Genomic DNA, 24,664 nt, shown 5'->3' with positions numbered 1-24,664 from the left:
ACGACGGAAAGCAAACTCGTTTGCTGGACGGCGTACATATGTTTCTGGGCGTATGGCGACAGCCATCAAGCGAGGAAATCGGTCATTTCGCTTCCCTCTTCCATTTCCCCTCCTCCGATTTCCGAGCTTGCCCCTGGCGTATCTCCATTCACTCCCCGGTTTTCTTTTCCCTCCTCCTTCGGTTCACCATTCCTCCGATTCTCCCTGTCTCCTTCGAGGAAAGAGACTTCCATCCGTCATTCATCACCTGGTCCAGAAGTCCAAGTTCTTCCGCAATCTCGTATTTTAACTTTTCCTCTTCTGTCAGTTCGCTTAAGTTGATTTTCTTTTCTTTTTTCTGAGACATAAAAATACCCTCTCCTTTCATGGAGAGAGTATTTCCATCCTTTTCCTTCTTTATACGCCTTCCGGACGCTCCGGCATCACAACGGCCGCGATGAAATATCCCAGGACTCCTGTCCCGAAGCTTGCGCAGGTAAACAAAACGTATCCCAGCCGTATGATGGTCGGATCAATGTGGAAATATTCTGCCACACCTGCACACACTCCGCAGAGCAGCCTGTCATGATTTGAACGGTATAATCTTTTTTCCGGTTCCATATCTTCTATTCCTCCTGTCCGTTTATCTGAGTTCTCCGTTTCTTCCCGAATTATTTAAATACAATTTCGATGCTTCCTGCCATACAGTCAGCTTTGATCTTTTTCCCTGTTCCGTGGTCCTGATCATAGTTTTCCTGAAGTCCCGAAGCAACGGATTCACCGTCGATACTGATATCTCCTGCACTTGCCTTCATCTTATAATCGTATTCAGACCGGTCCCCGGAAAGTTCGAGTGTAATGCCTCCTGCATTACAGGAAACGTCTGTATCGGACGGGCTGTTCCCTCTGCTCAGTTCTACACTTCCTGCATCACATTCAATCTCTATCTTCCCTGCCGAAAATGTATCTGCCTCTACAGCTCCAGCGCCAACATCGAGATCCAGCTTCTCGCATCGAATCTCCTCAAACCATATAGATCCTGCACCGGCATATCCTTTTACCTTATCAAATTCAATCTTCTTCGGTACAGTAATAATCACCGTAGCATCCGAGTCATCCTGCCAATGATTATTTCTTTCTTTTTCTGAGCGAACCACAAGTTTTGTCCCGTCTTTTTTCACTTCCAGCTCGGACTCCGTATCCACATCTCTTGTGTCAATCCTTATCTGACCGGACTGGTCCGTACTGGTCTTTACCTCGACTTTCATTGCTTCTGCCCGGATATCCAGACTTTGAATTCCCGAAAAACTCTTGAAATATACAGTATCTCCTGTTTTTTCGTGATGTTCTGTGTCATTTTCATGAAGCCATCTGACATACGGGAAAAAATCAGATGGTATTTCTGACCGGTCTATTCCGATCGCTGCTGCCGAAACACACATCCCCGCTCCCAGAACAGCCAGTATTCCACAAGTAATCAGAACACCTTTCCACCTCTTTCTCATACTATGCGCGCTCCTTTCCTCTGTAAAACAGTCTCCTTGTGACTCCTGTCAACACCCGGAAAATAGACGGAACCATGACGCAGCAGAGTCTGACGCTGAACACGGTAAGCAAAATTCCCGCGGAAAGCAAAAGAAGCCCGATTCCGCAGACGAGGAATCCTGCTGAAATTGAAGAAAACATTACTGTCACTCCTGCCACTGCCATCGCCACTCCGCAAACCGCAATGCAGAATGAAAAAATAACAAAAGCAAAAAAGATTCCGAAGGCTCCTGCAATCAGTCCAAAAAGCCCTGCTACAGCTCCGCCGACGATTGGAATCACGACAGGAAATCCTACACAGATAATAAGTATGATCAAAATGATTTTTAATGTCCTGCTGGTCCAGGGCCTCCTCTCCGGCTGCCCGTCTCCGTATCCGCGGTACGACTCCTCTTTTCCCGTGTAACCGCTGCTTGTCGTATAGTCCGCCGGCACCTCTCTGTCGTCGTACCGGCTCTGAAAAAATCCATTCTCAGCGTACGCATCCCCTGCATCTTCCCCTCTTAATCCTTCCCGGATCATCAGGGCAACTTTCTCCGGACTTCCCAGTTCTTTTATGATCTGTTCCTCCATCTCCGGTCCTGCATCCGCAAAATAGTCTTCATAATACTGGACGGCCTCTTCCCGCTCTTCTTCTGAAAGATCGCCGAGAAGTATTCTCAATCTTTCCAAAAACTCCTGACGATTCATCAAATCATTCCTCCCTCAAAAATATCAGTAATCTTTTTTGAATATTTCAGCCACTCGGACCTGTACAGCTCCAGCATGACCGCTCCCTTGTCAGTTACTTTATAATACCGTCTGTTCCTTCCGTCATACTGTCTGTCGTAGACCTCCAGGCACTCATCTTTCTGCAGTCTGCGAAGCACCGGGTAGAGTGTGGATTCGGAAATGTCAATCGCCTTTCTGACATCCTGCGTAATCTTATAACCGTATGTCCCCTCTTCTTCCCGCGATACAACCGCCAGCACAATTGCATCCAAAAGGGCTGCTCCGGTATTAAAAACCATAGCCTCACTTCCTTTTATATGCCGGGGTATCCTCCCCGAAACTTATTGACTCCTATATCATATCGTTTTCTATATTATACGTCGTATAATATTGTACGTCAATGAATTTATATAAAAGAAATGCGAAAGATTTTCTGAAGACTGCCACAAAGGACTTTTCTGCAAAATAAAAGAGAACCCCGTTTCCAGGATTCTCCTGTCTTCTATCCCCGCACCTGAACTGCAATCATTCTTCCAAGACATACACCTGCCAGACAGCAGATTACACTCAGGGCAATATAAAGTCCTCCGCTCAGCATTTTTCCCTGTTCCAGAAGCGTCCAGGCTTCCAGCGAAAATGTGGAAAATGTGGTAAAGCCTCCGCAGAATCCGGTCTTCCAGAACCATGCGTGTCTTTTTGACACATCAGGATCCTCCCCCGCCAGTATTCCTGCCAGAAAACCGATTACCACCGCGCCCAGCAGATTGGTCAGGAAGGTCCAGACCGGAAAATCTCCCCTGACCGGCAGAAGACTCAGTGCGTACCTTGCCGATGCGCCAAGCGCTCCTCCCAGCGCCACATAACAAACTCCCGGCATCTTAACCTTCCTCCTTTTCCTTTGTCAGGGGAGGCCGTATAAACGGCTCTTCTACAGCCGGATCCAGAAGCTTTTCATAGGCTCCGGTTTTCCGGTAGGCATTCCCCCACGTTTCGTTTTTCCGGTACTCCCGGATCTCTTCTATAGGAAACTCCGCCATCAGAATCCCCTCCTCCTCCGATGCCATCAGAATTGTCGGATCCTGATATCCATCTTCACCGAACACAACCGGAGAAAACGCACAGGACTGTCCCCATCCCCTGCCCGGATAATTGGCCATGGCAATTCCGGTCATATTTTCAAAGGCACGTGCCTCCAGCTGGTGCAGGCGGGCGGGATTCATGTCGCAGGCATTCGGCACAAGAATCAGTTCTGCTCCTTTCAGCATGAGAACCCTTGCACTTTCCGGAAATTCTCTGTCATAGCAGATCATGATTCCGATCCGGACGCCGTCAAATTCTGCGGTTTCAAAGGACGTACCGCTCTGTAACAGCGCCTCCAGGGAAAAGTCACACGTATGTACCTTGGCATATCGAAGAAGGATTTCTCCTTCTCTTCCTATCAGAAATGCTTCATTCTGCGGTCCTTTTTCCCCTTCATACATACCGGTGATCACTGCGCCGACGGAGAGCCGCTTTGCCGTCTCCCTGAGTGTCCGGATATAGGCACTGTCCTCTCCAACCGCCTGAGAAATCCATGCCTTTCGCTCTTTTTCTCTTTCTTTCTGAAAGGGATCATCAAATGCCTCCGGAAAAGGCGGCGCATATCCAATCGACCACATTTCCGGGAAAAGCACCAGATCCGCGCCTGCCCGCCCGGCTTCCTCCATATAACGGACAGCCAGATCCAGATTTGCTTTCACATCATTCGGCACTGCCTTTTTTTGTACCAGTGCAATTTTCATTTCTTTTGCTCTCCTTTATCGCGGAAGGATTCCGTACACAACTGCCGCCTGTAAAACAACAGAGAGCGGTACCAGAATCCGGAATTTCCATTTTTTTGTCTTATGGCGAAAAACGGTCATGCCAAAAAGAGCTCCCGCCCCTCCAAGGCAGAAGGCACTTCCAAGGAGCGCTGCCTCGGAAATCCGCCATCTGTCATGCTTCGCCTTCCATTTATCAATTCCGTACATTATCAGTACGATTACGTTCCAGGCCGCCATCACCAAAAGCAGGTACTGCCAGATCATCGCTTCCTCCTATACTCTGATCTCCTTTCCAAGTGCAAAGGAATAGATCAGTTTTTCTTTTACATGTTTTCCAAGACTCTTTTCCAGAGCTTCCTGATAGTATTCCAGCTGAATACGGTAACGCCCTGTCAGTTCTTCTTCCGTTCTGACACGGTCAGTCTTATAATCGAGCAGGACGATTTCCCCGTCTTCCTCGAAAAACAGGTCAATAATCCCCTGCACAATCAGAAGTTCTCCACTTTTTTCTCCGCCGTTTTCCGGATAAATCCGGTCTGCTTCCACGCCAAGCACAAACGGCTGCTCTTTTTTCAGCTTTCCGTTCTGTGCCGCTTTCTGCATCCGGGCCGCACAGTCCGACTGTAAGAACTTCAGAATGTCTTCTCTTTCCACAGCCCCGGCGGATGCCTCATCGATTTTTTCCGCTTCCACGAACTGCCGGATTTCCTCTTCCAGTGTTTCCATGGTATAGGATTTTCCAAAATCCAGAAGTTCCAGAATCCGGTGGTAGGCTGTTCCTCTTGCCGCTCCCCGGATCTTCGTTTCCCCTTTCCGGAATTTTGGGATGATCTCTTCTTCCGGCTTCTCAAACATACGGACACTTTCCTCTTCTTCCGGCTGCGGCTCATGCGCCGCCCGTTTCAGTTCCGATACAGAAAACTTTCTCTTCCACCGGCTTTCCTCTTCATACGGATACCGGAAGAGATAGCTTTCCATCAGATGATTCCGGATTTCCTCATCATAGAGCTGCTCCGGATCAATGGCTTCGATATCCTCCCTGCGGATCTGTTTTCTTTCTTCCTCCATCACGGATTCCATCAGCACGTCTTCTTCCGTCAGAATTTCTACACGAATCGGCACCTTCTCTGACCATTCCGGATCATCCAGCCGGACCAGCGCCGGAATCAGGAAGTCCAGATAGCTTCCTGCCTTTTGCAAAAGCCCGAAGGAAAGCTGCCTCTCTGTCTGGCTTTTCACCCGCTCATACTGCTTTTGCTTTTCCCCGGCATGTTTCAGAGTTCCGGTGATAATAAGCTTTTCCTTTGCTCTTGTAAGTGCCACATATAAGACACGGAGCTCCTCTCCCAGATTTTCCAGCCGTGTTTCATTCTGGATCATCTTTTTCAAAAAGGACGGTGCCTGCATCCGCTCTTTTAAATAGACTGCATCCACACCGATCCCCAGATCCTGATGGATAACCACCTTTCTCTGAATATCCTGGGTATTAAACTTCTTTCCCATTCCGGAGACAATCACGATCGGGAACTCCAGACCTTTACTTTTATGAATACTCATGAGGCGCACCGTGTCAGCCATCTCATCGCTTGTATTGGCTTCCCCGTAATCGACCTGATATTTCTGCAGCTGCTCCACGTACCGCAGGAAATGAAATAGTCCTTTGTAACTCGTGCTTTCATACGCTTTTGCCTTCTCGATCAGCATATCCAGATTCGCTCTTCTTTGTATGCCGCCCGGCATGGCAAGGACATAGTCCCGGTATCCGGTTTGAGATACAACCTGCTCCAGCAGTTCATGAATCGCTGTGTACGGCACCTGTTCCCGAAACCTGTGTACCTGTTCGTAAAATACGCCAAGTTTCTCATCTTTCGTGTCCCTCGCAAAATCTGCCGCCGCCTGGTAAAACGGCTCTTCCGGATACGCGCACCGGATCCTTGCAAGCTCCTCATTTGTCAGTCCGCCAAAACAGGAGGAAAGCACTGCCGCAAGCGGAAGATCCTGCTTTTCATTATCCAGAATTTTCAGATAGTCCAAAAGAAGACTGATCTCCCTTGTCTGGAAGTATCCTTCCTTTGTCCCGCAGAATGTCGGAATTCCTTCCTCATTCAGCACCTTCGAAAAGACATCCGTCCACCCTTTGAGGCTTCGGAGAAGAATCACGATATCTCTGTAGGATGCCTTTCGATAGACACCGGTCTCCTTGTCCAGCACCTCCGTATTTTTCAGAAGCTCCTTGATCCGGGCCGCCACAGCCCGCGCTTCCAGCTCTTTTGCCTCCAGCGACTCTCCCTCTTCGATCAGCAGGATCTCCGTATCAAATCCTTCCTTTTCCTCGAACTGTGCCCCCACGTACAGGGCCGCCTGCTCGTCGTACTCCACTCTTCCAAGAGATACTGTCATGATCTGATAAAACAGGAAATTGACCGCATCCAGCACTTCCCCCCGGCTGCGGAAATTTTTGTGCAGGTCAATTCTGCGCCGGTCCCCCTCTCCGGCCGTCTCATAGGATGCGTACTTTGCCATGAAAAGCTCCGGCCTGGAAAGCCGGAACCGGTAGATGCTCTGCTTCACATCCCCTACCATAAAGACATTGTACTGCCCATGACTGATCCGTGAAATCTGCATCAGAAGCGTCTCCTGAATCAGGTTGCTGTCCTGATACTCATCGATCATGATCTCTTCGTATTTCTTCCGGTATTCCTCGGCGATTTCTTCTTTTTTCAGGATCCGGAGCGCATACTGCTCCATATCCCCAAAGTCAATCACACCGGCATTTCTCTTCTTTTCTTCAAAAGCCCGTCCAAACGCAATTGTCAGGCGCACAAGCTCCCCGGCAAACGGGGCTGCCTGTTCCATATCCTCTTTTAAATCCGCCTCGGTCTCATAGAAGAACTGTTCTTTCAGAGCGGACAGTTCCTTTTTAACCTGATCCCGCAAGGACTTGACAAATGCCGTCTTCTCCTCGGAAACTGATTTATCTTTATTCGCCGCAAGCCTTGCGAACGACGCCCCCGCAATCTGCTCCTGAAGCTCCCCAAAGGTCTCCTCTGACCGCAGAGAGCGGATCAGTCCGATATCCGAGGAAATCGTATCGGCATATGCGGCCGGTCCGTCCGGCTCCTCACACAGCTCTGCCGCGTAACGCAGTTCACTTTCCATATCCTCCAGCGTTGCCTTCGTATGCTCCACTGCCGCCTCAACAAACGGAAGCGTACCCCACGGTTCGCTTTTGACGGATTCATATCCTTCGATGCTGTCCAGAAGCCATTCTTCCGGATCCGGATTGCTTCGTGAAAACTCATAGAGCTCCAGAATCAACTCCTCGACTTTTTTGTCGTCTCTTCCCGTTGATGCCATCTCTACAAAGTCAGTAAATGAGCTTTCCCCTTTTGCATACTCCTCTTCCAGAAGGTTTTCCATCACTTCCTGCATCAGAAGTTTTCGTTCTCCTTCTTCCAGCGTCCGAAATCCCGGTTCCAGATCAATCGTGTGGAAATAATCCCGGATCACAGACAGACAGAAGCTGTGGATCGTCGTGATCTTTGCATGGTGGATGAGCGTTGCCTGCCGCTGCAGATGCGCATTGTCCGGATCTGTCTCCAGCTTTTTTTCAATGGCGCCGCGGATTCTCTCTTTCATCTCGGCTGCCGCTGCCTCTGTGAAGGTCACAACGAGAAGCCGATCCACGTCAAGAGGATCTTCCCCTTCCGTCAGCCTGGTAATGATCCGCTCCACAAGGACAGCGGTCTTTCCGGAACCTGCCGCCGCCGAAACAAGAAGATTACATCCTCTGGCCGCTATGACCTGCTCCTGTTCTTTTGTCCATCCCATGATTCTCACTCCCCTTCCTGTTCCGAGAGTTCCTGCGCAATCAGCCGGAAAATCTCCTCCCGTTTCTTCGATACAAGGCTTCGGTATCCGCACCCCTCAATTCTCTCATCAAACCCGCAGATACTGTGGTACGGGCAGTAATCGCACCCGGTGCTCATCCCCAGTTCGTAAGGCTCCTTTTTGACATTTCCTTCCAGAATCTCTTCTTTAAGCTGCTTCGTCTTCCTCTTTGTATAAGAAGACAGAAGTCCGAATTCCGCCTTTGACGCGGCCCGGGAGGTTTTAGAAACACTTCCGTCTTTGTTCCTTCCAAACGGCGCCGCAAGAGAACTTTTCGCCCCCGTATGATCCAGATGTCCGAGAACATCCGGATCGGAATTCACAAGACCATCGGGACGGAGTTCCTTTAACAGATCTTCCTCTGCCTGCTCTTTGTCAGATTTTGAAACCATAGGATCCTTCATCTGATAATAAAAGATTCCCGCCGGAATCACTTCCTTGCTCGGATGCTTCTTCCGCTCCAGCTCCAGGGCCGCATTCATGTAGACCGCAAGCTGAAGCTGAAGTCCGTAATAAAAGGACGTGATGTCAAAGGACTTGGATCCGGTCTTATAATCCGTCACCTTGACATAGACCTGATTTTCATCTTCACACGTATCGACCCGGTCGATGACGCCTCCCGCAAACCGGACTTCTGTCCCGGTCTGCCGGAAATCCCCCATTTTCTGCTGACGAAGCAGCGCCCATACCGTCCGGTCCACAAGCCTCTTCATTCTCGTAATCAGATATTCCCGGCGCTTCGTACTGTAAAGCACGGTATTTTCATAATCAATGATACTTTCCTCCACGCAGGCGTCCACCATTTCCCGGCGCATCTCGTCGGTGATATCCGTAACCGGGATCTCCAGTCTTTCTGCCTTCCCCGCAAAATGCTCCATCGCCTTGTGGAAGAGATTTCCCCAGTCCAGAGGCTTGAATTCATACTCCTGCCGCTCGCTTAACCGCAAGCCGTAGGCCATAAAATGCGCAAAAGCACAGGATGCATATTTCTCCAGACGGGTCACACCTTTGTCGATTCCTTCCCGGTAAAGAATCTCTGCCGCCTTCTTTGAGAGACGGTCATCCGGCATCCGGTAAAAATGTGCCTGCATCACCTGTTCCAGACTTTGACTGCGTTTCAAATCCTTTTTATACCAGGCATAAAGCTCCTGCCACTGCGGATCTTCCGTCTCCTCATTCTGAAGTCCCCGGATCAGAAGTTCCAGACCGTTTTTCCCGGTCAGTTCCGTCTCTTTCAGGGTCCGTTCCTCCTCCCGCGTCACAGTCAGACGCGGAAACAGCTTCTGAATATCCCGGATCAGATAAGACGGTCTGAGAGAAGTCCCGTCCGCCGCCACCGAAGCATAAGACAGGTACAGCAGTTCCTGTGGTTTAGTCAGCATCGTGTACAGATAAAATTTCTGAATATAGGCCTGTTCTTTCCCTCCGGCGGAAAGTTCCGTCCCTCCGGACCGGATTTTCTCCCGGTCATACTCGGAGAGCAGCCCGCCCGAGCCAAGCTGCCCTGGAAGGAAGCTGTCGTTTGCGCCAAGGAAAAACAGGGCTTTGATATCAGTAAGCCTCGTCCGCTCCATGTCCCCGGCCATAACTTCATCAATTCCCGGCGGAATGACACCGACTTTGGCTTCCTCGAGTCCGGCGTCCAGAAGCTCCCCGTATTCCTCCAGAGAAACCTTCTCCTCCCCGAGAAGCGCTACAAATTTATCAAACAGATCGATGACAATCCGGTAAACCTGAGAATACTCCTTTGCAAGGGCGGCCTCGCCGCTCTTCTCAAAAACCTGTTCCTGCTCCCGAACCTTCCCGTACATTCCTTCCTGCACGAGAAAATCATAAAGCGCTTCCGTAATGTCCCTTACCGTCTTTTTCTGTTGCCGCAACACGAAGACAAGGCTGTCCACCTTTTCGATAAACCGGACACGAAGATGATTGACTTTTGCAAGCTCTTCTTCGCTCATCCCTTTGCTTTTCCGGATCCAGGCGCCCTGCCACTTTTTGTATCCCCGGATTCCAAGGGCAAGCACATAGTTTTCCAGTGTGTCAACTTCCTCCATCGTAAATCCGCTAAGGCCCGTCCTCAGAAACCGGAATACGCTTTCGTAGGTAAATCCCTTCTGGATCATGGCCGTCACACTGCGGACGTATTCTACAAATGGATTTAACAGCACACTTCGTTTCTGGTCTGCAAATACCGGAATCCCGTATTCGGAAAAAATTGTCCGGATATCATCCGAATAAGCGGACAGATCCGGCACGATCACCGCAAAATCCCGGTATCTCCATCCCTTTGTCCGGACAAGGGAACGGATCTTTCTTGCTGCCGCTTCCACTTCCTGCCCCGGCGTTGCCGCATGGCAGATCCGGATCCGGTCCTGTTCTTCTTCGTAACGGGCCTTGCCGTAGCGGAAAAGATGACGTTCCAGAAAGGCCATCGGAGTATTTTCGCGGAACCGGTACGGAATCTCTCCGTCCATCCATACGGGATCGTTCACCGTAATCTTCTTCTCCCGGCAGATGGCAAGGAGCTTTGTCGTCATCTCTTTACTGAGAGAAAACAGCTGGTACGGTCCCTGATAAAGATAAGGATTCTCATTCTTCGGAATCGTCACTGTCACCCGGACATCCTGACACACCTTGAGAAGCTGCTCCAGCAGCCGGTTCTGAACCGGGGTAAATCCGGTAAAGCCGTCCAGCGCAATGATGCTGTCCCGCAGAATGGCAGACTGCGGCACCCTCTCGCAGAGCAGATCCAGAATCTCCTCTCTTGTGATATATTTTTCCTCCAGATAGGCATAGAAGCCTTCGTACACCTTCTTCAAATCAGAAAGCTTATAATAAAGCGAGGTTCCTTCCCCCGCCTGCTCCATCATCCGGTCAAGCTCTTCTTCTCCAATATCGTACTGGGTAAACTCGGAAATGACCGATTTCACTTCGCTGATATACCCCTGCCGCTTCAGATTTCCACGAAGGACAGTCAAATCGTCCTCATAATCCCCCGCAATCTTCCGGAGAATCAGATTTTTCCCCTCGTCATCCAGAACAATCCGGTCGTTTCCCCCGGTCTCTTCCATGACACGATAAGCAAGCCTTCCAAAACTTAACACATCAATATTCATGATCGCATGATTCGGGCTTGCCTCCACAAGATCTTTCTGAGTCTGCATGGAAAACTGCTCCGGCACGAGAACAATATAAGTCTTCTCCGGATTTGCAGCCGCTTCTTCTACTGTCTTCTGATATAGAGAATGGGACTTCCCTGAACCGGAACTCCCAAAAATAAACTGTAATGCCATGACATTCTCCTAATTCACTTTTCCGTACAGTTCTCTCGGAACGAATCCTTCAATATAGATTCCATCCGCCTGATACTCTTCTTTCGTCACTTCTCCGTAGGCGCGGATCATCTGAATCTTTCCTGCCTCCGCATACGGATAAAGACGCTTAATCTCCATTCTCTGTTCTCTGATCCAGTCTTCCAGAATCTCTTTCAGCGTATCCAGTCCCTGCCCTGTCTTTGCAGAGACCACGACTCTTGCATCCGACTTGAAATCCCGGATCAAAAGGTCTTCTCCTGCTTTGTCACATTTATTAAACACCGTAATCACGGTCTTGTTCAACACTCCGAGTTCTTCCAGTGTCTCATAGGTTACATACATCTGCTCATCCATCTGTGGATTGGACATGTCCGCCACATGGAGAATCACATCCGCATACTTTGCCTCTTCCAGCGTACTGCGGAATGCCTCGATCAGGTTATGCGGAAGCTTGCTGATAAATCCGACCGTATCGGTAAGAAGAATCTTCTGGCCTCCCGGAAGATTCAGCACTCTGGTTGTCGGATCCAGTGTTGCAAACAGCTTGTCCTCTTCCAGCACCGATGCACCTGTCAGTGTATTTAACAGCGTAGACTTTCCGGCATTGGTATATCCCACAAGCGCACAGACCGGCATATGGTTTCTGCTTCGCTGCTCCCTTGTCACCTCCCGGTGTCTGCGGACATCCGCAAGTTCCCGGTTCAGCTGGGCGATCCGGCTTTTGATCAGTCTCCGGTCCATCTCCAGCTTCTTCTCTCCCGGTCCTCTTGTCCCGATTCCTCCACCGAGCCTGGAAAGACTCTTTCCAAGTCCGGTCAGTCTCGACTGCCGGTATTTTAACTGGGCCAGTTCTACCTGAATCTTTCCCTCTTTAGTCGATGCTCTGGCCGCAAAAATATCGAGAATCACAAGCGTCCGGTCCATAATCTTACAGTCCAGCACTTCCTCCAGATTGTTGATCTGGGACGGGCTGAGCTCATCATCACAGACAATGCCGTCCGCTTCCTTTTCCCATACAAGCCACTTTAACTCGTCGAGCTTCCCGCTTCCGATATAAGTCCCCGGGTGAACCGCGTCTCTTAGCTGGATCATCTGTCCGGCCACTTCCGCTCCCGCTGTCTTTACCAGCTCGCCAAGCTCATCCAGCGACTGCTCTGCCTTTTCCAGATCATCCAGAGCCGCCGCCACCAGAATTACCTTTTCCTTTTTCCTTCCTGTCTCAATCATTCATTTCCCGCCTGTGTTTCTAAAAACTCTGCCTCTTTTTTCACATCTTCGTCATCCGGCCAGGTCTGAAGATATGCGTCCGCCTTTTCCCTGGCTTCTGTATACTTTCCTGCCTTTTCCAGAGAGAAGATCTGGTTGTAGGCCATTTCCTTTTTCAGATCATCCCCGGCGCCTTCCATCTGGCTGCCGGTCTCAAAAGAGTCTGCCGCTTTTTCATACTGGCCGCTCTGCATATACGAAATTCCAAGCAGATTATAAAGCTCCGGCGTTGCCTCGGCCCCTTTCTCAAGTGCCGACTCAAAGGCGGAAACCGCCTTGTCATACTGCTCCAGCTCGTAATAGCTGATGCCAAGCCCCCGGTATGCTTCCTGTTCCATATCGGAATCCTTCGAAGCTTTTTCAAAAGCCTCGGCGGCCTGCTCATAGTTTCCCTCCTCAAGAAGGGATTTCCCTTTATCAATCTGTGTGGCACATCCTGTCATCGTAAAGGATAAAAGACATGCCGCCATAATCATTCCAACTCGCTTTTTCATTTCCCTTGTCACCCTTATCTTTCTTTATGATTCCCTGTTCTTATTCCAGTATGTGTTCCATTCCCTGATTCATAATTGTCTGTATATGGTCATCCGCCAGCGAATAAAACACCGTCTTCCCCTCACGTCTGCTCTTAACCAGTTTCATCTGCTTTAAAATCCGAAGCTGATGCGAAATCGCAGACTGTGTCATATGCAGTACCTCCGCCAGATCACAGACACAAAGCTCTGACTGAAAGAGCACATAGAGAATCTTCACTCTCGTCGGATCTCCGAACACCTTAAACAGGGCGGCCAGATCATTCAGTGTCTCTTCCGCAGGCATCCGTTCCATGACCTTCTTGATACAGTCCCCGTGGATCTCGATACAGTCACAGCACTCTGTCTCCATACAATCAATTTTTCTGCTCATACATCATACTCCCTTTTCTTACATCGGCTCAATCTGCCAGTCCACAGGCTCTACCCCCTGTGCCTCCAGAAACCGGTTGGCCTGACTGAACGGCCTGCTTCCGAAAAATCCCCGGTATGCGGAAAGCGGACTCGGATGCGGGGCCTCCAGAATCAGATGCTTAGGATTGTGAAGCATGGATTTCTTCGCCTGGGCCGGTCTTCCCCACAGCATAAAGACGATCGGCCGGTCCTGCTCATTTAATTTCCGGATCGCCGCGTCCGTAAACTCTTCCCATCCGATTCCCTTGTGGGAATTGGCCTGATGCGCCCGTACTGTCAGTACCGTATTCAAAAGCAGCACTCCCTGCTTCGCCCATTTGGTGAGGCATCCGTGATTCGGGATCGTGCATCCCAGATCATCGTGAAGCTCCTGATAAATATTGACAAGAGAAGGCGGAATGTCCACTCCCGGCCTTACGGAAAAGCAGAGCCCGTGTGCCTGCCCCTCTCCGTGATACGGATCCTGTCCCAGTATCACCACCTTCACCTCATGAAGCGGCGTCAGGTGGAACGCATTGAAAATGTCGTCCGCCGGCGGGAAAATCTGCCTCGTCCGGTACTCCTCGTTGACCGTCTGAAATAATTTTTTATAGTAAGGCTGTCTGAACTCCTCCTTCAGAGCATCCAGCCAGTCATTCTGAATTGCTGCCATGCTGCCTCCTCACATCAGAGTCTGACCGGGATTCCTTTGTCCCTCAGATACTCCTTGACTTCCCGGATCGTAAGCTCTTTATAGTGGAACAGCGATGCCGCCAGAGCCGCATCCGCATGTCCCTCGCTGAACGCGTCATAGAAATGGGACAGCTCTCCTGCTCCTCCGGAAGCAATCACCGGAATCGACACCGCATCCGCAATCTGTCTTGTCACGTTCAGGTCATATCCTGCCTTCGTCCCGTCTCCGTCCATACTCGTCAGAAGAATTTCCCCTGCGCCGCGCCGCTCGGCCTCCATGGCCCACTCCACAGCATCCCGGCCGGTGTCGATCCTTCCGCCGTTTTTGTATACATTCCATCCGCTTCCATCCGCACGCTTCTTCGCGTCGATGGCGACCACCACGCACTGGCTCCCGAACTTGTACGCCGCGTCCGAGATCAGATCCGGAGTATTCAGCGCAGAGGAATTGATGGAAATCTTGTCCGCCCCGGCTCTTAAAATCGTCCGGAAGTCCTCCACTGTACGGATTCCGCCGCCAACCGTAAACGGAATAAAGACATTCTCAGCCACCTGTTCTACCATGTCAACGACTGTATTTCTTGCATCAGAGGAAGCGGTAATATCCAGAAATACCAGTTCGTCCGCCCCTTCTTTATCATAAACCTTTGCGACTTCCACCGGATCTCCGGCGTCTCTTAAATCTACAAAGTTGACTCCCTTTACAACCCGTCCATTGTTCACGTCCAGACATGGAATAATTCTCTTCGTAAACATCTGCTACTCCCCCTGTCTTTCTATGAAATTTTTCAGAATATGAAGCCCTGTCCCGCCGCTCTTTTCCGGGTGGAACTGGCATCCGAAGACGCTGCCCTTCTCCACCGAGGCATGAATCGTCACTCCATATTCGGCAGTTGCTTTTACGATCTTTGGATCTTTCGCTTTCAGATAGTATGAGTGGACAAAATATACATAAGGATTCTCCTCAAGTCCCTCAAACAGCCTGCCGTCCTTCGAACAGGAAAGAGAATTCCAGCCCATATGCGGAATCTTAAGCCCTTCCGTCTTCGGGAACCTGACAATCTCACCTTCTAAAATTCCAAGACCTTTCACGCCCGGACTTTCCTCGCTCTTTTCAAAAAGGACCTGCATGCCAAGGCAGATTCCAAGCAGCGGAATTTTCTTTTCTACCGCCTCTTTGATCACCTCTGTCAGTCCAAATGCTTCCAGATTGTGCATCGCGTCTCCAAAAGACCCGACTCCCGGAAGGATAATCCGGTCTGCTCCCAGTATCTCCTCCCGTTTTCGTGTGACAACCGGCTTCTCTCCAAGAAAATCAAGCGCCTTCTCCACACTTCTCATATTTCCTGCGTCATAATCAATCAATGCAATCATTGTTATCCACTCCTTATCTTTCTAAGTTTAACACACCCCTTTCAAAAAGAAAATGTAAAAATGCGGGACACGCCCGCATTTTTACTTTTTGTCAAGTTCAAACCAGAACTGTACTCCGTTTTCATAATTTTTTACCCCGTAATTCTGATGGAAGGATTCCATGATGGCCTTGACAATCGAAAGTCCGATTCCATTTCCTCCATATTCTCTGGTTCTTGCCTTGTCCACTTTATAAAATTTCTCCCAGATGTGTTCGATATCCTCCTCCGGTATCGGCTCCCCTGTATTGAAGACGCTGATCCGTATCTTACCATCCCGCTCTTCAATCCGGATATCCACGATCCGGTTTTCATCCACATGGTTCAGGGCATTGCTTACATAGTTTCGCACAACCTGTTCTACCTTGAACTCATCTGCCCATACAAAAACCGGCTCCTGGGTATTCATACGGATATCCGCTTCTTTCTGCTTTGCCATGATTTCAAGGCTCTGCACCACACCCCGGATCAGGCTTGTGATATCGATCCGTTCAAACTGGGTATCGTCTCTGCCCTGTTCCAGCTGGTTCAACGTCAGAAGGTTTTTCACCATCCTGTTCATCTTGTTGGCCTCATCAATAATGACATCGCAGTAAAACTCCATACTTTCCGGATCATCCGTGATCCCGTCTTTCAAACCTTCCGCATATCCCTGGATCAGTGCAATCGGTGTTTTCAGTTCATGCGATACATTCCCGATAAACTCTGTACGCATGGTCTCTACCTGTTCCTTCTTTTTGATGTCTCTTTGCAGTTCATAGTTGGCTGTCTTTAATTCGGAAATCTTGTCTTTCAGCTCATCTGACATCGTATTAAAACTTTCTCCAAGAATTCCGATCTCGTCTGCTCCGCCTCTTGTATATTTTGCGTCAAAATCAAGCTTTGCCATCTTTTTTGACAGCTCCGCCAGTTCCAGAAGCGGCTCCGAAATTCTTCTTGAGAAAAACCAAACAAGAATAATTCCAATCGCAAGAATCAGAATACCGATATAGAAAATAAACTGGTTGGAAATCGACACATTAGAGCGGATACTGTCAAGGGAACACCGCATCAGCAGATAATTGGAATTATCAAACTGTGCCCACATTTCCAGGTATTCCGCTCCGCTCATCACATCTCTCGCCCTTGTAATCAGGTAGTCCCCGCTGTCAAGCAGCGGCGGCTTGTTGCCGAGCACATAATCCTGAACCTGATCTATCAGGATGCTCACATCATAGACGTTCGCATACTGTACCCTCATGGAACTGTCAATCAAAAGGACGGAAACATTATTTCTCTCGGTCATACGGTTCAGTTTCAGCACTTCCGAGTCGTTTCCCAGAAGATCCTTCTCCTGCACCTTGCTGATTTCCTTATAAATACTCACTAAGTCCGACCGTTTATTTGCCATATAGTACCATTCTGCAAATGTACCGTTTACAAACACAAGAAGAATCAGAAGAAAAAGAATCAGTCCGACAAAAATGAACATCATCTTTTTTCGGATAGAGAGCTTTGCTCCAAATTTTTTCATGATTTTGCAACCTCAAATTTGTAGCCCATCCCCCAGATGGTCCGGATATACTCGCCTTTGTCCCCCAGCTTGTTTCGAAGCTTCTTCACGTGAGTATCAATCGTTCTGGCATCTCCGAAATAATCGTAGTTCCATACATTGTTCAAAATCTTCTCTCTGGACAGGGCAATCCCCTGATTTTCCATAAAATAGGTAAGAAGCTCAAACTCCTTGAAACTTAAATCGACCGGATTGCCGTCAATTTTCACGATATGGGCTGCCTTGTCAATCTCAATACCTCCTGCAGAAACCGTCTGATCCATGGCAAGTCCGCTCGTCCTTCTTAAGAGCGCATTGACACGGGCCACAAGGATTTTCGGACTGAACGGCTTGGAAATGTACTCATCGACGCCAAGTTCAAACCCATTCAGCTCATCCCGCTCTTCTCCTCTTGCCGTCAGCATGATGATCGGAACTTTGGACTCCTTGCGGATCTCCCTGCATACTTCCCATCCATCCATCTTCGGCATCATCACATCCAGAATAATAAGTCCGATATCCTGATTATCGTAAAAAACATCCAGCGCATCCATCCCGTCTCCTGCTTCAAGCACCTGGAATCCGGCTCTTTCCAGGAAGTCTCTGACAAGCTTGCGCATTCTGCTTTCGTCATCCACCACCAGTATCTTAATATGCTCCATAAACAATTCATCCCTTCTTCTCGATAATCTATCTATTTTCTGTATTTTAACAGATAATTATGTCCTTTTTGTGTACAATCTTATTTTCTGCTTCCTTCCTCCGGACCGGTGCTGCATTTCAGAGCTTCCCCGTCACTTTCAAACACGATGGTTCCCTGAAGGTCGGTCCGGAAAACACCTGCCCCCAGTTTCTCCACCCGTTTCATGACTTTCTCATGTGGATGTCCGAACTCATTTCTGGTGCCGCAGGTTATCACGACAAAAGAAGGAGATGCCGCTTTTAAAAACTTCCATGAGTTGGCGTCCCGGCTTCCATGATGATTCAGTTTCATGACATCCGAGCGGATTGAGATCCCGGATTTCAGGATCTCTTTTTCGATTCTCTGACTGATGTCTCCGCATAAAAGGAAGCTGTGTACACCATTTGTCAGACGAATCCCGAGTGATGAATCGTTGATATCTTCATACTGTTTTTCAGAATCCGGCGTGATAAATACAAATCTGCCGCTTCCTATTTCATAGTTTTCCATAAACTCAGGATGTCTGATCTTTACGTCCGCTTCATCCAGCGCGGTAAGAACTTCTTGAAAGCTTTCTGTATCATACGTTTCTTCCGGAAGGAAACAGGTTCCCACCGGAAAGGTTTCAATTACAGCATCCATCCCGCCGATATGATCAATATGAGGATGTGTGGCAATGACATAATCAAGCTTTTCTACCCCCTGTTCTTTTAAATAGGAAACGACCATTTCTTCATCCTCATTGGTCCCTGCATCAATCAGTAAATTTTCATTCTCCGACCGCACAAGAATGCTGTCCCCCTGTCCTGCATCCAGAAAGTGCACCTCCATGTTTCCGGATACTGTTTCCGTATTATTCTGTTCCGGATTCTCTGCTTTTCTGCCCAGAATCCAGATAACAGACATACCTGCCAAAAGCGCCAGAACAAACAGATATATGACTATTCTTCTCTTCTTTCTCACTTCTTCATCCTCCGGAAAACCTGTTTCCTTTTATTGTATCTGCAAGCTTTCCAAATCATTCAGATGATGTTTATATTTTCTTAAGTTCTTTTATAAATCCTTCATCGCGGAGACATAAATTACTCACATTTGTGCGCTATACTATAAACATCTTCAGAGAAGAAGAAGACAACAGTTGGAAAGAGTTCCTAATTCTTTGTGATTGTTGTCCTTCGCCTAGACATTTAGATTTTTTTAGATAGATTTTTCTCTCTTCCTTCAGGAGCCGCCAGGACGGCTCCTCCTTTTTTTGTTCAGAGCTTTCCCGGGTACACGAAAAAATCCTGCCTGTGGAAACATCATATCTCCCGGCAGGATTTGCTCTATTCTTCTGTTCTTGGAAAGAGTATCGTCAGAAAGAACATGCCGTCTTCCTGACATACCTCGGAAACTCCCCGCATTTTTTTCATCATCTTCCGAATGTTGTGAAGCCCGATTTTCGTACTCTCTTTTCTTTCGTCCGTTTCCCGCAAGATCCGGTTGGAAAAACAGATCCCCAGACAGGAATCCCTGCAGACTGTCCGAATCCGGACAGGTTCTTCCGGATCTGCGTATTTTACAATATTAGAGACGAGATTATCCAGAATCCGGTTGATGTATTCCGGATCCACACAGATTTTCCCATCCTCGTCTTTCCATTCGACATCGACTCTGTAGCCTTTTTCTTCCAGATACCCCGCCATCTCAGAGAGCGGATCATAAAAGATGCTGTCCAGGCTTTCCGGCTCTCCGGTCCTGACTTCCATATCTTCTGTTACGAGGGCATACTCAAAAATATGGTCCGACATAACTTTGATCTGGTGGGCTTTCCGGTCAATTTTGCGGATGTATTCCCGGATCTGCTCCATATCATGGATCTCTTTTTTCGCCAGAATATCTGTATAGAGAAGCAAAGAAGTGAGCGGTGTTCTCAGATCGTGGGACATTTCCGTAATCATTCTCCGATTTGCCCGGGACAGTTCTTCTTCTTTTTCTATACTTTCTTTCAAAGCCCTGCGCATGTGATCCATTCCGGACGCAAGATCGGCAAGCTCATCCTTTCCTATTACCGAAATCTGATATTCCAGATCGCCATTTCCCAGAATCTCACATTCTTCTTTCAGCTTTCCAATATATTTTACAGGTTTACGGATCCCCAGTACCGCTGTCATAATAAACAACGCCACAGCAAGCAGAATCTCGGCAATCAGCGCATAGCTGTAAAACTGGTAGGAAAAGAATCCATACAGAAATACATCTGCGGTTCCGTCCGAAAATTCAACTGTATAGTAAGACTCCCACTCATAATACCCGCCTTCTATTGCGGCATTCTCCACTTCTTCATCCGGATACAGAGAATCATATGTCAGAAGTTCCTCCTTATAGACACTGATTGCAACGATTTTCTGTTCATTCACCCATTTCGTCAGCTTTTCAGAATCATTGGAGGAAACATGGTTTTCTGTAACATATTCCTGGAGATTTTTGATGGAATGGTCACTTGCTTTCTGTACATAATCACTTTCATAAAAATAAAATGTAAGCAGATTTTCCCCCGCCCGGTTCAATATGAAAAAAAACAAAAGAGAAACTGTTGCTGATACCAGAAGCAGGCGGATCAGTTCAAAATATAATGAATGAATTTTTTTCTTCCCATTATCCAAATCGGTACCCCTTCCCCCATACAGTCTGAATTCTCTGTGGATTTTTCGGATCTTCCTCTATTTTTACCCGTAGTTTCCGGATATGCACCATTACCGTACCATTGCAATTGTAAAAATATGGTTCATCCCAGACACTTTCATAAAGATTCTGGGCCGAAAAAATCTTCCCCGGATGCTGCATCATCAGTTTTAAAATCTGGTATTCAATTTCGGAAAGCTCTGTACTTCCACCCCGGACAAAAACTTCATTAAACATTTCATTCAAACGGATTCCGGCCTGTTCCAGATACGTGTCCTTTTTTCGATCCGGTTCCTTTCCGCGGTATGTTTTCCATCTGCGGATCAAAGCCTTGACTCTTCCAAGAAGTTCCGAATAGGAAAACGGCTTCGGAAGATAATCATCCCCGCCTGCCATTAATCCGATCAGTTTGTCCGATTCCTGCGCTTTTGCGGTCAGAAACAGTACCGGTACATACGAAATTTTCCGGATCTCTTCACATGTCTTCAGTCCGGACATCCCGGGCATCATGATGTCCAGAATCACAAGATCAGGCCCCTCTGCCAGCAGCTGCAGACCTTCCCCCCCATTCTTTGCCTCAAGCACTTCATAACCTTCTCCTTCAAGAAGAATCCTCACTCCTTCCCTGATGTCTTCATCATCTTCAATCATTAAAATCCGTTCCATTTACTCACCTTACACTCACTCTGACAAAACAACAGGGTCCGCCTCCCGAAAGAAGCACACCCTGTATCACCTGTTTTGATTCCTGTTCTTATTATTTTGAACTCTTTCCTGAACCCGTCTTTCCTGATTTCGTATTCCCGGATGCTTTTCCTCTTGTTTTGTTGTTCTTTGAAGTTTTCCCGCTTTTCTTTTTGGAATCCTTCTTTTCAGACTCAGTGACTTTTTTATCGGAGTCCTTCTTTTCAGATTCAGCGCCTTTCTTATCGGAGTCCTTCTTTTCAGATTCAGTGACTTTCTTATCGGAGTCCTTTTTTTCAGATTCAGCGCCTTTCTTATCGGAATCTTTTTTTTCGGAGCTTGAGCTGCTCCCGGCAGTGCTTTTTGCTGTGGACTTTTTATCATCTTTTCCTCCACATGCTGCCATGGCAAACACCATTGCTCCAACCAGTGCCAGAATGAGGCCTTTCTTTACAAATCCTTTTTTTCCTTTTTCTTTTTTCTGTTCCTGCATAAAATCTGTTCCTCACTTTCTTTTTCTGTTTCAAAGGCTGCTTTGTTATGTATCTTTATATCTGCTTCCTTTGATACTTCTATTATCAACGGCAGATCTTAACCGTTCCTGAAAAAGTTCTGAACAATTCTTAATGCAGATTTCCCCTTTCCGGCTCATCATCCCTCTAAATATTTCCCATCTTATCGAAAGATCAGTGTTCTGTCAACAAAAAAACAGCAGGATGAATTCCTGCTGTTTTTTCCGGGATCATAACATGTATCTGTCCTATTCTACTATGATAATATTGCTGTCCGAATACATGCTTTCATCCGGGCATCGGTCCGTAATAATCATTGCATCCCCGAATTCTCCAAAGCTTACAGGACTCGATACCAGAAATTTGCTGCTGTCACAGAGTACATACGGCTTTTGGGCATGTTTCATCGCACATCCTTTTATCATCGCCTCATTGATATCCGGCGTCGTAAACCCGGACGTCCGGTTTACCCCGTTCGTTCCGAAAAAACCTTTTGTAAAATTATATTTCTGGAGATTGACGTAGGCTTCGTTTCCAACAATCGCCTCGGTCGCCGCTTTGAGTTCGCCGCCGATCAGGATCACCCGGAACCCATTCTCCGTGAGCTGCAGAGCGTGGGAAACCGCATTGGTCACAAAGACGGCTGACTTCTCTGTCAGAAACGGAATCATGTATTCCGTTGTCGTGCCGGCATCCAGGTAGACAAAATCATCCGGCTCCACAAGCGATGCCGCATACCTGGCAATCCGGATTTTTTCCTCTTTTTTCAATTCTTTCCTGAGAGCAACTTTTTCTTCCCGGATATTGATCCTGGATTCTGTCTGGACAGCTCCTCCAAACACCTTGACCAGTTCTCCTTTCTGATGGAGAAGTGTCAGGTCTCTCCGAATTGTGGACTCGGACGCATTCAGCTTTTCTGTCAGTTCCTGAACGGTCACGCTTCCCTTCTCTCCCAGAAGTTTCAAGATCTCTTTTTGTCGTTTTTCTGTCAGCATAACCTTCCCTCCGACTAAACCTTTTTCTCTCATATAACTATAGTAGAATTCTCCTTTCCCGTCAATCTCCCACCCGGATCAAAATACGCCGCGGATGTGATAATCTTCTCGCGGCGTAATGCTGTTTGATTTTTTCTTTATTCTTCTACCCTTTTTTTAAGTATTCCAAGGAGTACGGCTCCGACAATCGTACCGATTACCAGGGATACAAGATACATCAGGGCATGATCCACAACCGGGAATACGAAGATTCCGCCATGCGGAGCCATCAAAGTACAGCCAAATGCCATGGAAAGCGCACCTGATACTGCGGCACCGATGATACAGGACGGAAGGACATGGATCGGATCAGATGCCGCAAACGGGATCGCTCCTTCTGTAATAAACGCAAGTCCCATGATAAAGTTTACCGGACCGGATTCCCGTTCTTCTTTTGTAAATTTCTTCTTAAAGAGCAGTGTCGCCAGAGCGATGGCGCATGGAGGTACCATACCGCCGATCATAACGGCTGCCATAATATCATAGTTACCGGCTGCAATGGATGCAGTTCCGAATACATATGCTGCCTTGTTGAACGGTCCTCCCATATCGATAGACATCATGCCTGCAACGATAATTCCAAGGAGAATCTTGCTGCTTCCGCTCATATTGGTCAGTCCTGTATTAAGCGCGGTATTCAATGCTCCCACCGGAGGCTCAATCACATAATTCATCAGAAGTCCCATAATCAGAATTCCGAACAATGGATACAGAAGCACCGGCGCAATCTTTTCAATGGACTGCGGCAGTTTCGCAAATACTTTTCTCAGAAGGAGAATCAGGTATCCTGCTACAAATCCCGCAAGAAGAGCTCCAAGAAATCCGGATTTGCCCTGAGATGCAAGCATTCCGCCTACAAATCCGACTGCCAGTGCCGGACGGTCTCCGATACTCATGGCAATGAATCCTGCAAGTACCGGGAGCATGAATCCAAATGCCGTATCTCCTATTCCTTTCAATGCCGCTGCTACCGGCGTGATCGTACCGAAGTTTGCACGCATCTCATCGGAAAGGGAATTGATATCGATGCTGAGGCCATCAATCAGAAACGCAAGGGCAATGAGGATACCGCCTCCAACTACGAACGGAAGCATGTGGGAAACTCCGTTCATCAGCTGTGTATATACCTTGTGGGCTCCGCCTCCGGATGATTTCTGTGACTTGCCTGCATTCGGATTTCCGCTTTTGTAAATCGGCACATCACCATGCATCGCCCGCTCTACAAGCTGATCTGCCTTACCGATTCCATCGGAAACCGGGCATTCGATCAGACGTTTTCCATGGAAACGGTCCATTGGTACTTCTGCGTCTGCTGCAACGATGATACAGTCTGCCTCTGCGATTTCCTCTTCTGTCAGTACGTTCTTTGCTCCGCCGGATCCCCTCGTCTCTACCTTTACAAAGCATCCTGCCTTTTTCGCTGCTTTTTCGATTCCTTCCGCAGCCATATACGTGTGTGCAATACCAGTCGGACATGAAGTCACTGCCAGAATCCTGCATGCCTTTTCCTGCGGTTCGGACTCCGTCTGTGCCGCCAGCTGTTCATCGACATCCGGTTTCTCTTCATCTGCCTCATCGATGATCCGAAGGAATTCTTCCGGTGTGGATGCTTTTTTCAGATTCTCTGAAAACTGCTCATCCATCAGGAGAATAGAAAGTTTGCTCAGCACATCCAGGTGAATATTATCCTTTGTATTCGGCGCGGCAATCAGGAAAATCAGATTTACCGGCTCCCCGTCCAAAGAATCAAAATCCACTCCGTCTTTGATTACCATCGCTGCAAGACCGGGCTTTGCCACCGCGTCACATTTTCCGTGCGGAATCGCGATGCCGCCTCCGACTCCGGTCGTACTTTCTTCTTCTCTTAAATACACTTCTTTCCGGTACGCTTCTTTGTCCCGGATCTTTCCGCCTGCCGCCATCAGATCCACCGCCATATCAAGTGCTTCGCTTTTGGAAGCCGGCGCGGCAGTAAGAGAAATACTTCTTTTATCCAGTAATTCTGTGATTCTCATCCT

The 24,664-nt window shown here is 48.2% G+C and carries 25 protein-coding genes; all 25 read right to left on the bottom strand.

Annotation, left to right across the window (positions count from 1 at the left end; all coding sequences use genetic code 11):
* Positions 1 to 148: 148 nt before the first annotated feature.
* The gene (locus tag H6A32_RS11590) at positions 149 to 346 is read right to left on the bottom strand and encodes a small, acid-soluble spore protein, alpha/beta type (RefSeq protein WP_204864409.1); all 198 of its coding nucleotides are present in this window, start codon (positions 344 to 346) and stop codon (positions 149 to 151) included.
* A gap of 50 nt (positions 347 to 396) precedes the next feature.
* Positions 397 to 600, bottom strand: a complete 204-nt coding sequence (locus H6A32_RS11585; protein ID WP_087169401.1) for a PspC domain-containing protein — start codon at positions 598 to 600, stop codon at positions 397 to 399.
* A 50-nt stretch (positions 601 to 650) separates the two neighbouring features.
* Positions 651 to 1,484 carry a DUF4097 family beta strand repeat-containing protein gene (locus tag H6A32_RS11580; protein ID WP_087169402.1) on the bottom strand — a complete coding sequence of 278 codons (834 nt, stop codon included), beginning with the start codon at positions 1,482 to 1,484 and terminating at the stop codon, positions 651 to 653.
* A gap of 1 nt (position 1,485) precedes the next feature.
* Positions 1,486 to 2,214: a DUF1700 domain-containing protein gene (locus tag H6A32_RS11575; RefSeq protein WP_087252492.1), complete on the bottom strand. Its 729-nt coding sequence runs from the start codon at positions 2,212 to 2,214 to the stop codon at positions 1,486 to 1,488.
* Entirely contained in the window at positions 2,214 to 2,534 is a 321-nt protein-coding gene (locus H6A32_RS11570) for a PadR family transcriptional regulator (protein WP_087169404.1), read from the bottom strand. Before H6A32_RS11570 ends, H6A32_RS11575 begins: the two co-directional genes overlap by 1 nt.
* Positions 2,535 to 2,737: 203 nt before the next feature.
* Positions 2,738 to 3,112, bottom strand: coding sequence for a fluoride efflux transporter CrcB (gene crcB / locus H6A32_RS11565; RefSeq protein WP_087169405.1), 375 nt, complete (start codon positions 3,110 to 3,112; stop codon positions 2,738 to 2,740).
* A gap of 1 nt (position 3,113) precedes the next feature.
* Positions 3,114 to 4,016 carry a carbon-nitrogen hydrolase family protein gene (locus H6A32_RS11560; protein ID WP_204864408.1) on the bottom strand — a complete coding sequence of 301 codons (903 nt, stop codon included), beginning with the start codon at positions 4,014 to 4,016 and terminating at the stop codon, positions 3,114 to 3,116.
* 15 nt (positions 4,017 to 4,031) lie between these two features.
* Complete coding sequence (locus H6A32_RS11555; RefSeq protein ID WP_087169407.1) at positions 4,032 to 4,301, bottom strand: DUF1294 domain-containing protein; 270 nt, start codon at positions 4,299 to 4,301, stop codon at positions 4,032 to 4,034.
* Between the two features lie 9 nt (positions 4,302 to 4,310).
* Positions 4,311 to 7,868 carry a helicase-exonuclease AddAB subunit AddA gene (gene addA / locus H6A32_RS11550; RefSeq protein ID WP_204864407.1) on the bottom strand — a complete coding sequence of 1,186 codons (3,558 nt, stop codon included), beginning with the start codon at positions 7,866 to 7,868 and terminating at the stop codon, positions 4,311 to 4,313.
* Between the two features lie 5 nt (positions 7,869 to 7,873).
* On the bottom strand, positions 7,874 to 11,221 hold the full coding sequence (gene addB, locus H6A32_RS11545) for a helicase-exonuclease AddAB subunit AddB (protein WP_204864406.1): 3,348 nt from the start codon (positions 11,219 to 11,221) through the stop codon (positions 7,874 to 7,876).
* 9 nt (positions 11,222 to 11,230) lie between these two features.
* Positions 11,231 to 12,469 (bottom strand): GTPase HflX, encoded by a 1,239-nt coding sequence (hflX, locus tag H6A32_RS11540; protein WP_087252487.1) that lies wholly within the window; start codon positions 12,467 to 12,469, stop codon positions 11,231 to 11,233.
* Positions 12,466 to 13,002, bottom strand: coding sequence for a tetratricopeptide repeat protein (locus H6A32_RS11535; RefSeq protein ID WP_204864405.1), 537 nt, complete (start codon positions 13,000 to 13,002; stop codon positions 12,466 to 12,468). Before H6A32_RS11535 ends, hflX begins: the two co-directional genes overlap by 4 nt.
* 40 nt (positions 13,003 to 13,042) lie before the next feature.
* Positions 13,043 to 13,414: an ArsR/SmtB family transcription factor gene (locus H6A32_RS11530; protein WP_087169412.1), complete on the bottom strand. Its 372-nt coding sequence runs from the start codon at positions 13,412 to 13,414 to the stop codon at positions 13,043 to 13,045.
* A gap of 18 nt (positions 13,415 to 13,432) precedes the next feature.
* Positions 13,433 to 14,107, bottom strand: a complete 675-nt coding sequence (gene ung, locus H6A32_RS11525; RefSeq protein ID WP_087169413.1) for a uracil-DNA glycosylase — start codon at positions 14,105 to 14,107, stop codon at positions 13,433 to 13,435.
* A gap of 14 nt (positions 14,108 to 14,121) precedes the next feature.
* Entirely contained in the window at positions 14,122 to 14,883 is a 762-nt protein-coding gene (gene hisF / locus H6A32_RS11520; protein WP_087169414.1) for an imidazole glycerol phosphate synthase subunit HisF, read from the bottom strand.
* 3 nt (positions 14,884 to 14,886) lie between these two features.
* Complete coding sequence (hisH, locus tag H6A32_RS11515) at positions 14,887 to 15,501, bottom strand: imidazole glycerol phosphate synthase subunit HisH (protein ID WP_087169415.1); 615 nt, start codon at positions 15,499 to 15,501, stop codon at positions 14,887 to 14,889.
* 81 nt (positions 15,502 to 15,582) lie between these two features.
* On the bottom strand, positions 15,583 to 17,052 hold the full coding sequence (locus H6A32_RS11510) for a sensor histidine kinase (protein WP_118637545.1): 1,470 nt from the start codon (positions 17,050 to 17,052) through the stop codon (positions 15,583 to 15,585).
* On the bottom strand, positions 17,049 to 17,732 hold the full coding sequence (locus H6A32_RS11505) for a response regulator transcription factor (RefSeq protein WP_087169417.1): 684 nt from the start codon (positions 17,730 to 17,732) through the stop codon (positions 17,049 to 17,051). The genes H6A32_RS11510 and H6A32_RS11505 overlap by 4 nt, the downstream gene beginning before the upstream one ends.
* Positions 17,733 to 17,812: 80 nt before the next feature.
* The gene (locus tag H6A32_RS11500; RefSeq protein ID WP_204864404.1) at positions 17,813 to 18,715 is read right to left on the bottom strand and encodes an MBL fold metallo-hydrolase; all 903 of its coding nucleotides are present in this window, start codon (positions 18,713 to 18,715) and stop codon (positions 17,813 to 17,815) included.
* A 362-nt stretch (positions 18,716 to 19,077) separates the two neighbouring features.
* A complete protein-coding gene (locus H6A32_RS11495) occupies positions 19,078 to 20,397 on the bottom strand; it encodes a HAMP domain-containing sensor histidine kinase (RefSeq protein WP_204864403.1) in 1,320 nt (439 codons plus the stop codon).
* Positions 20,390 to 21,082 carry a response regulator transcription factor gene (locus H6A32_RS11490; protein WP_087169420.1) on the bottom strand — a complete coding sequence of 231 codons (693 nt, stop codon included), beginning with the start codon at positions 21,080 to 21,082 and terminating at the stop codon, positions 20,390 to 20,392. Before H6A32_RS11490 ends, H6A32_RS11495 begins: the two co-directional genes overlap by 8 nt.
* Before the next feature lie 91 nt (positions 21,083 to 21,173).
* The gene (locus tag H6A32_RS11485) at positions 21,174 to 21,518 is read right to left on the bottom strand and encodes a hypothetical protein (RefSeq protein ID WP_204864402.1); all 345 of its coding nucleotides are present in this window, start codon (positions 21,516 to 21,518) and stop codon (positions 21,174 to 21,176) included.
* A 32-nt stretch (positions 21,519 to 21,550) separates the two neighbouring features.
* The gene (locus H6A32_RS16720) at positions 21,551 to 21,682 is read right to left on the bottom strand and encodes a hypothetical protein (protein WP_275950822.1); all 132 of its coding nucleotides are present in this window, start codon (positions 21,680 to 21,682) and stop codon (positions 21,551 to 21,553) included.
* 178 nt (positions 21,683 to 21,860) lie between these two features.
* Positions 21,861 to 22,607, bottom strand: a complete 747-nt coding sequence (locus H6A32_RS11480; RefSeq protein ID WP_087169437.1) for a DeoR/GlpR family DNA-binding transcription regulator — start codon at positions 22,605 to 22,607, stop codon at positions 21,861 to 21,863.
* Between the two features lie 137 nt (positions 22,608 to 22,744).
* Positions 22,745 to 24,661 (bottom strand): PTS fructose transporter subunit IIABC, encoded by a 1,917-nt coding sequence (locus tag H6A32_RS11475; RefSeq protein ID WP_204864401.1) that lies wholly within the window; start codon positions 24,659 to 24,661, stop codon positions 22,745 to 22,747.
* Positions 24,662 to 24,664: the final 3 nt, after the last annotated feature.

Origin of the sequence: Drancourtella massiliensis, assembly GCF_016900655.1 — a bacterium.
Lineage (GTDB): Bacteria > Bacillota > Clostridia > Lachnospirales > Lachnospiraceae > Sellimonas > Sellimonas catena.
This window is presented reverse-complemented; position numbering and strand designations above follow the sequence as displayed.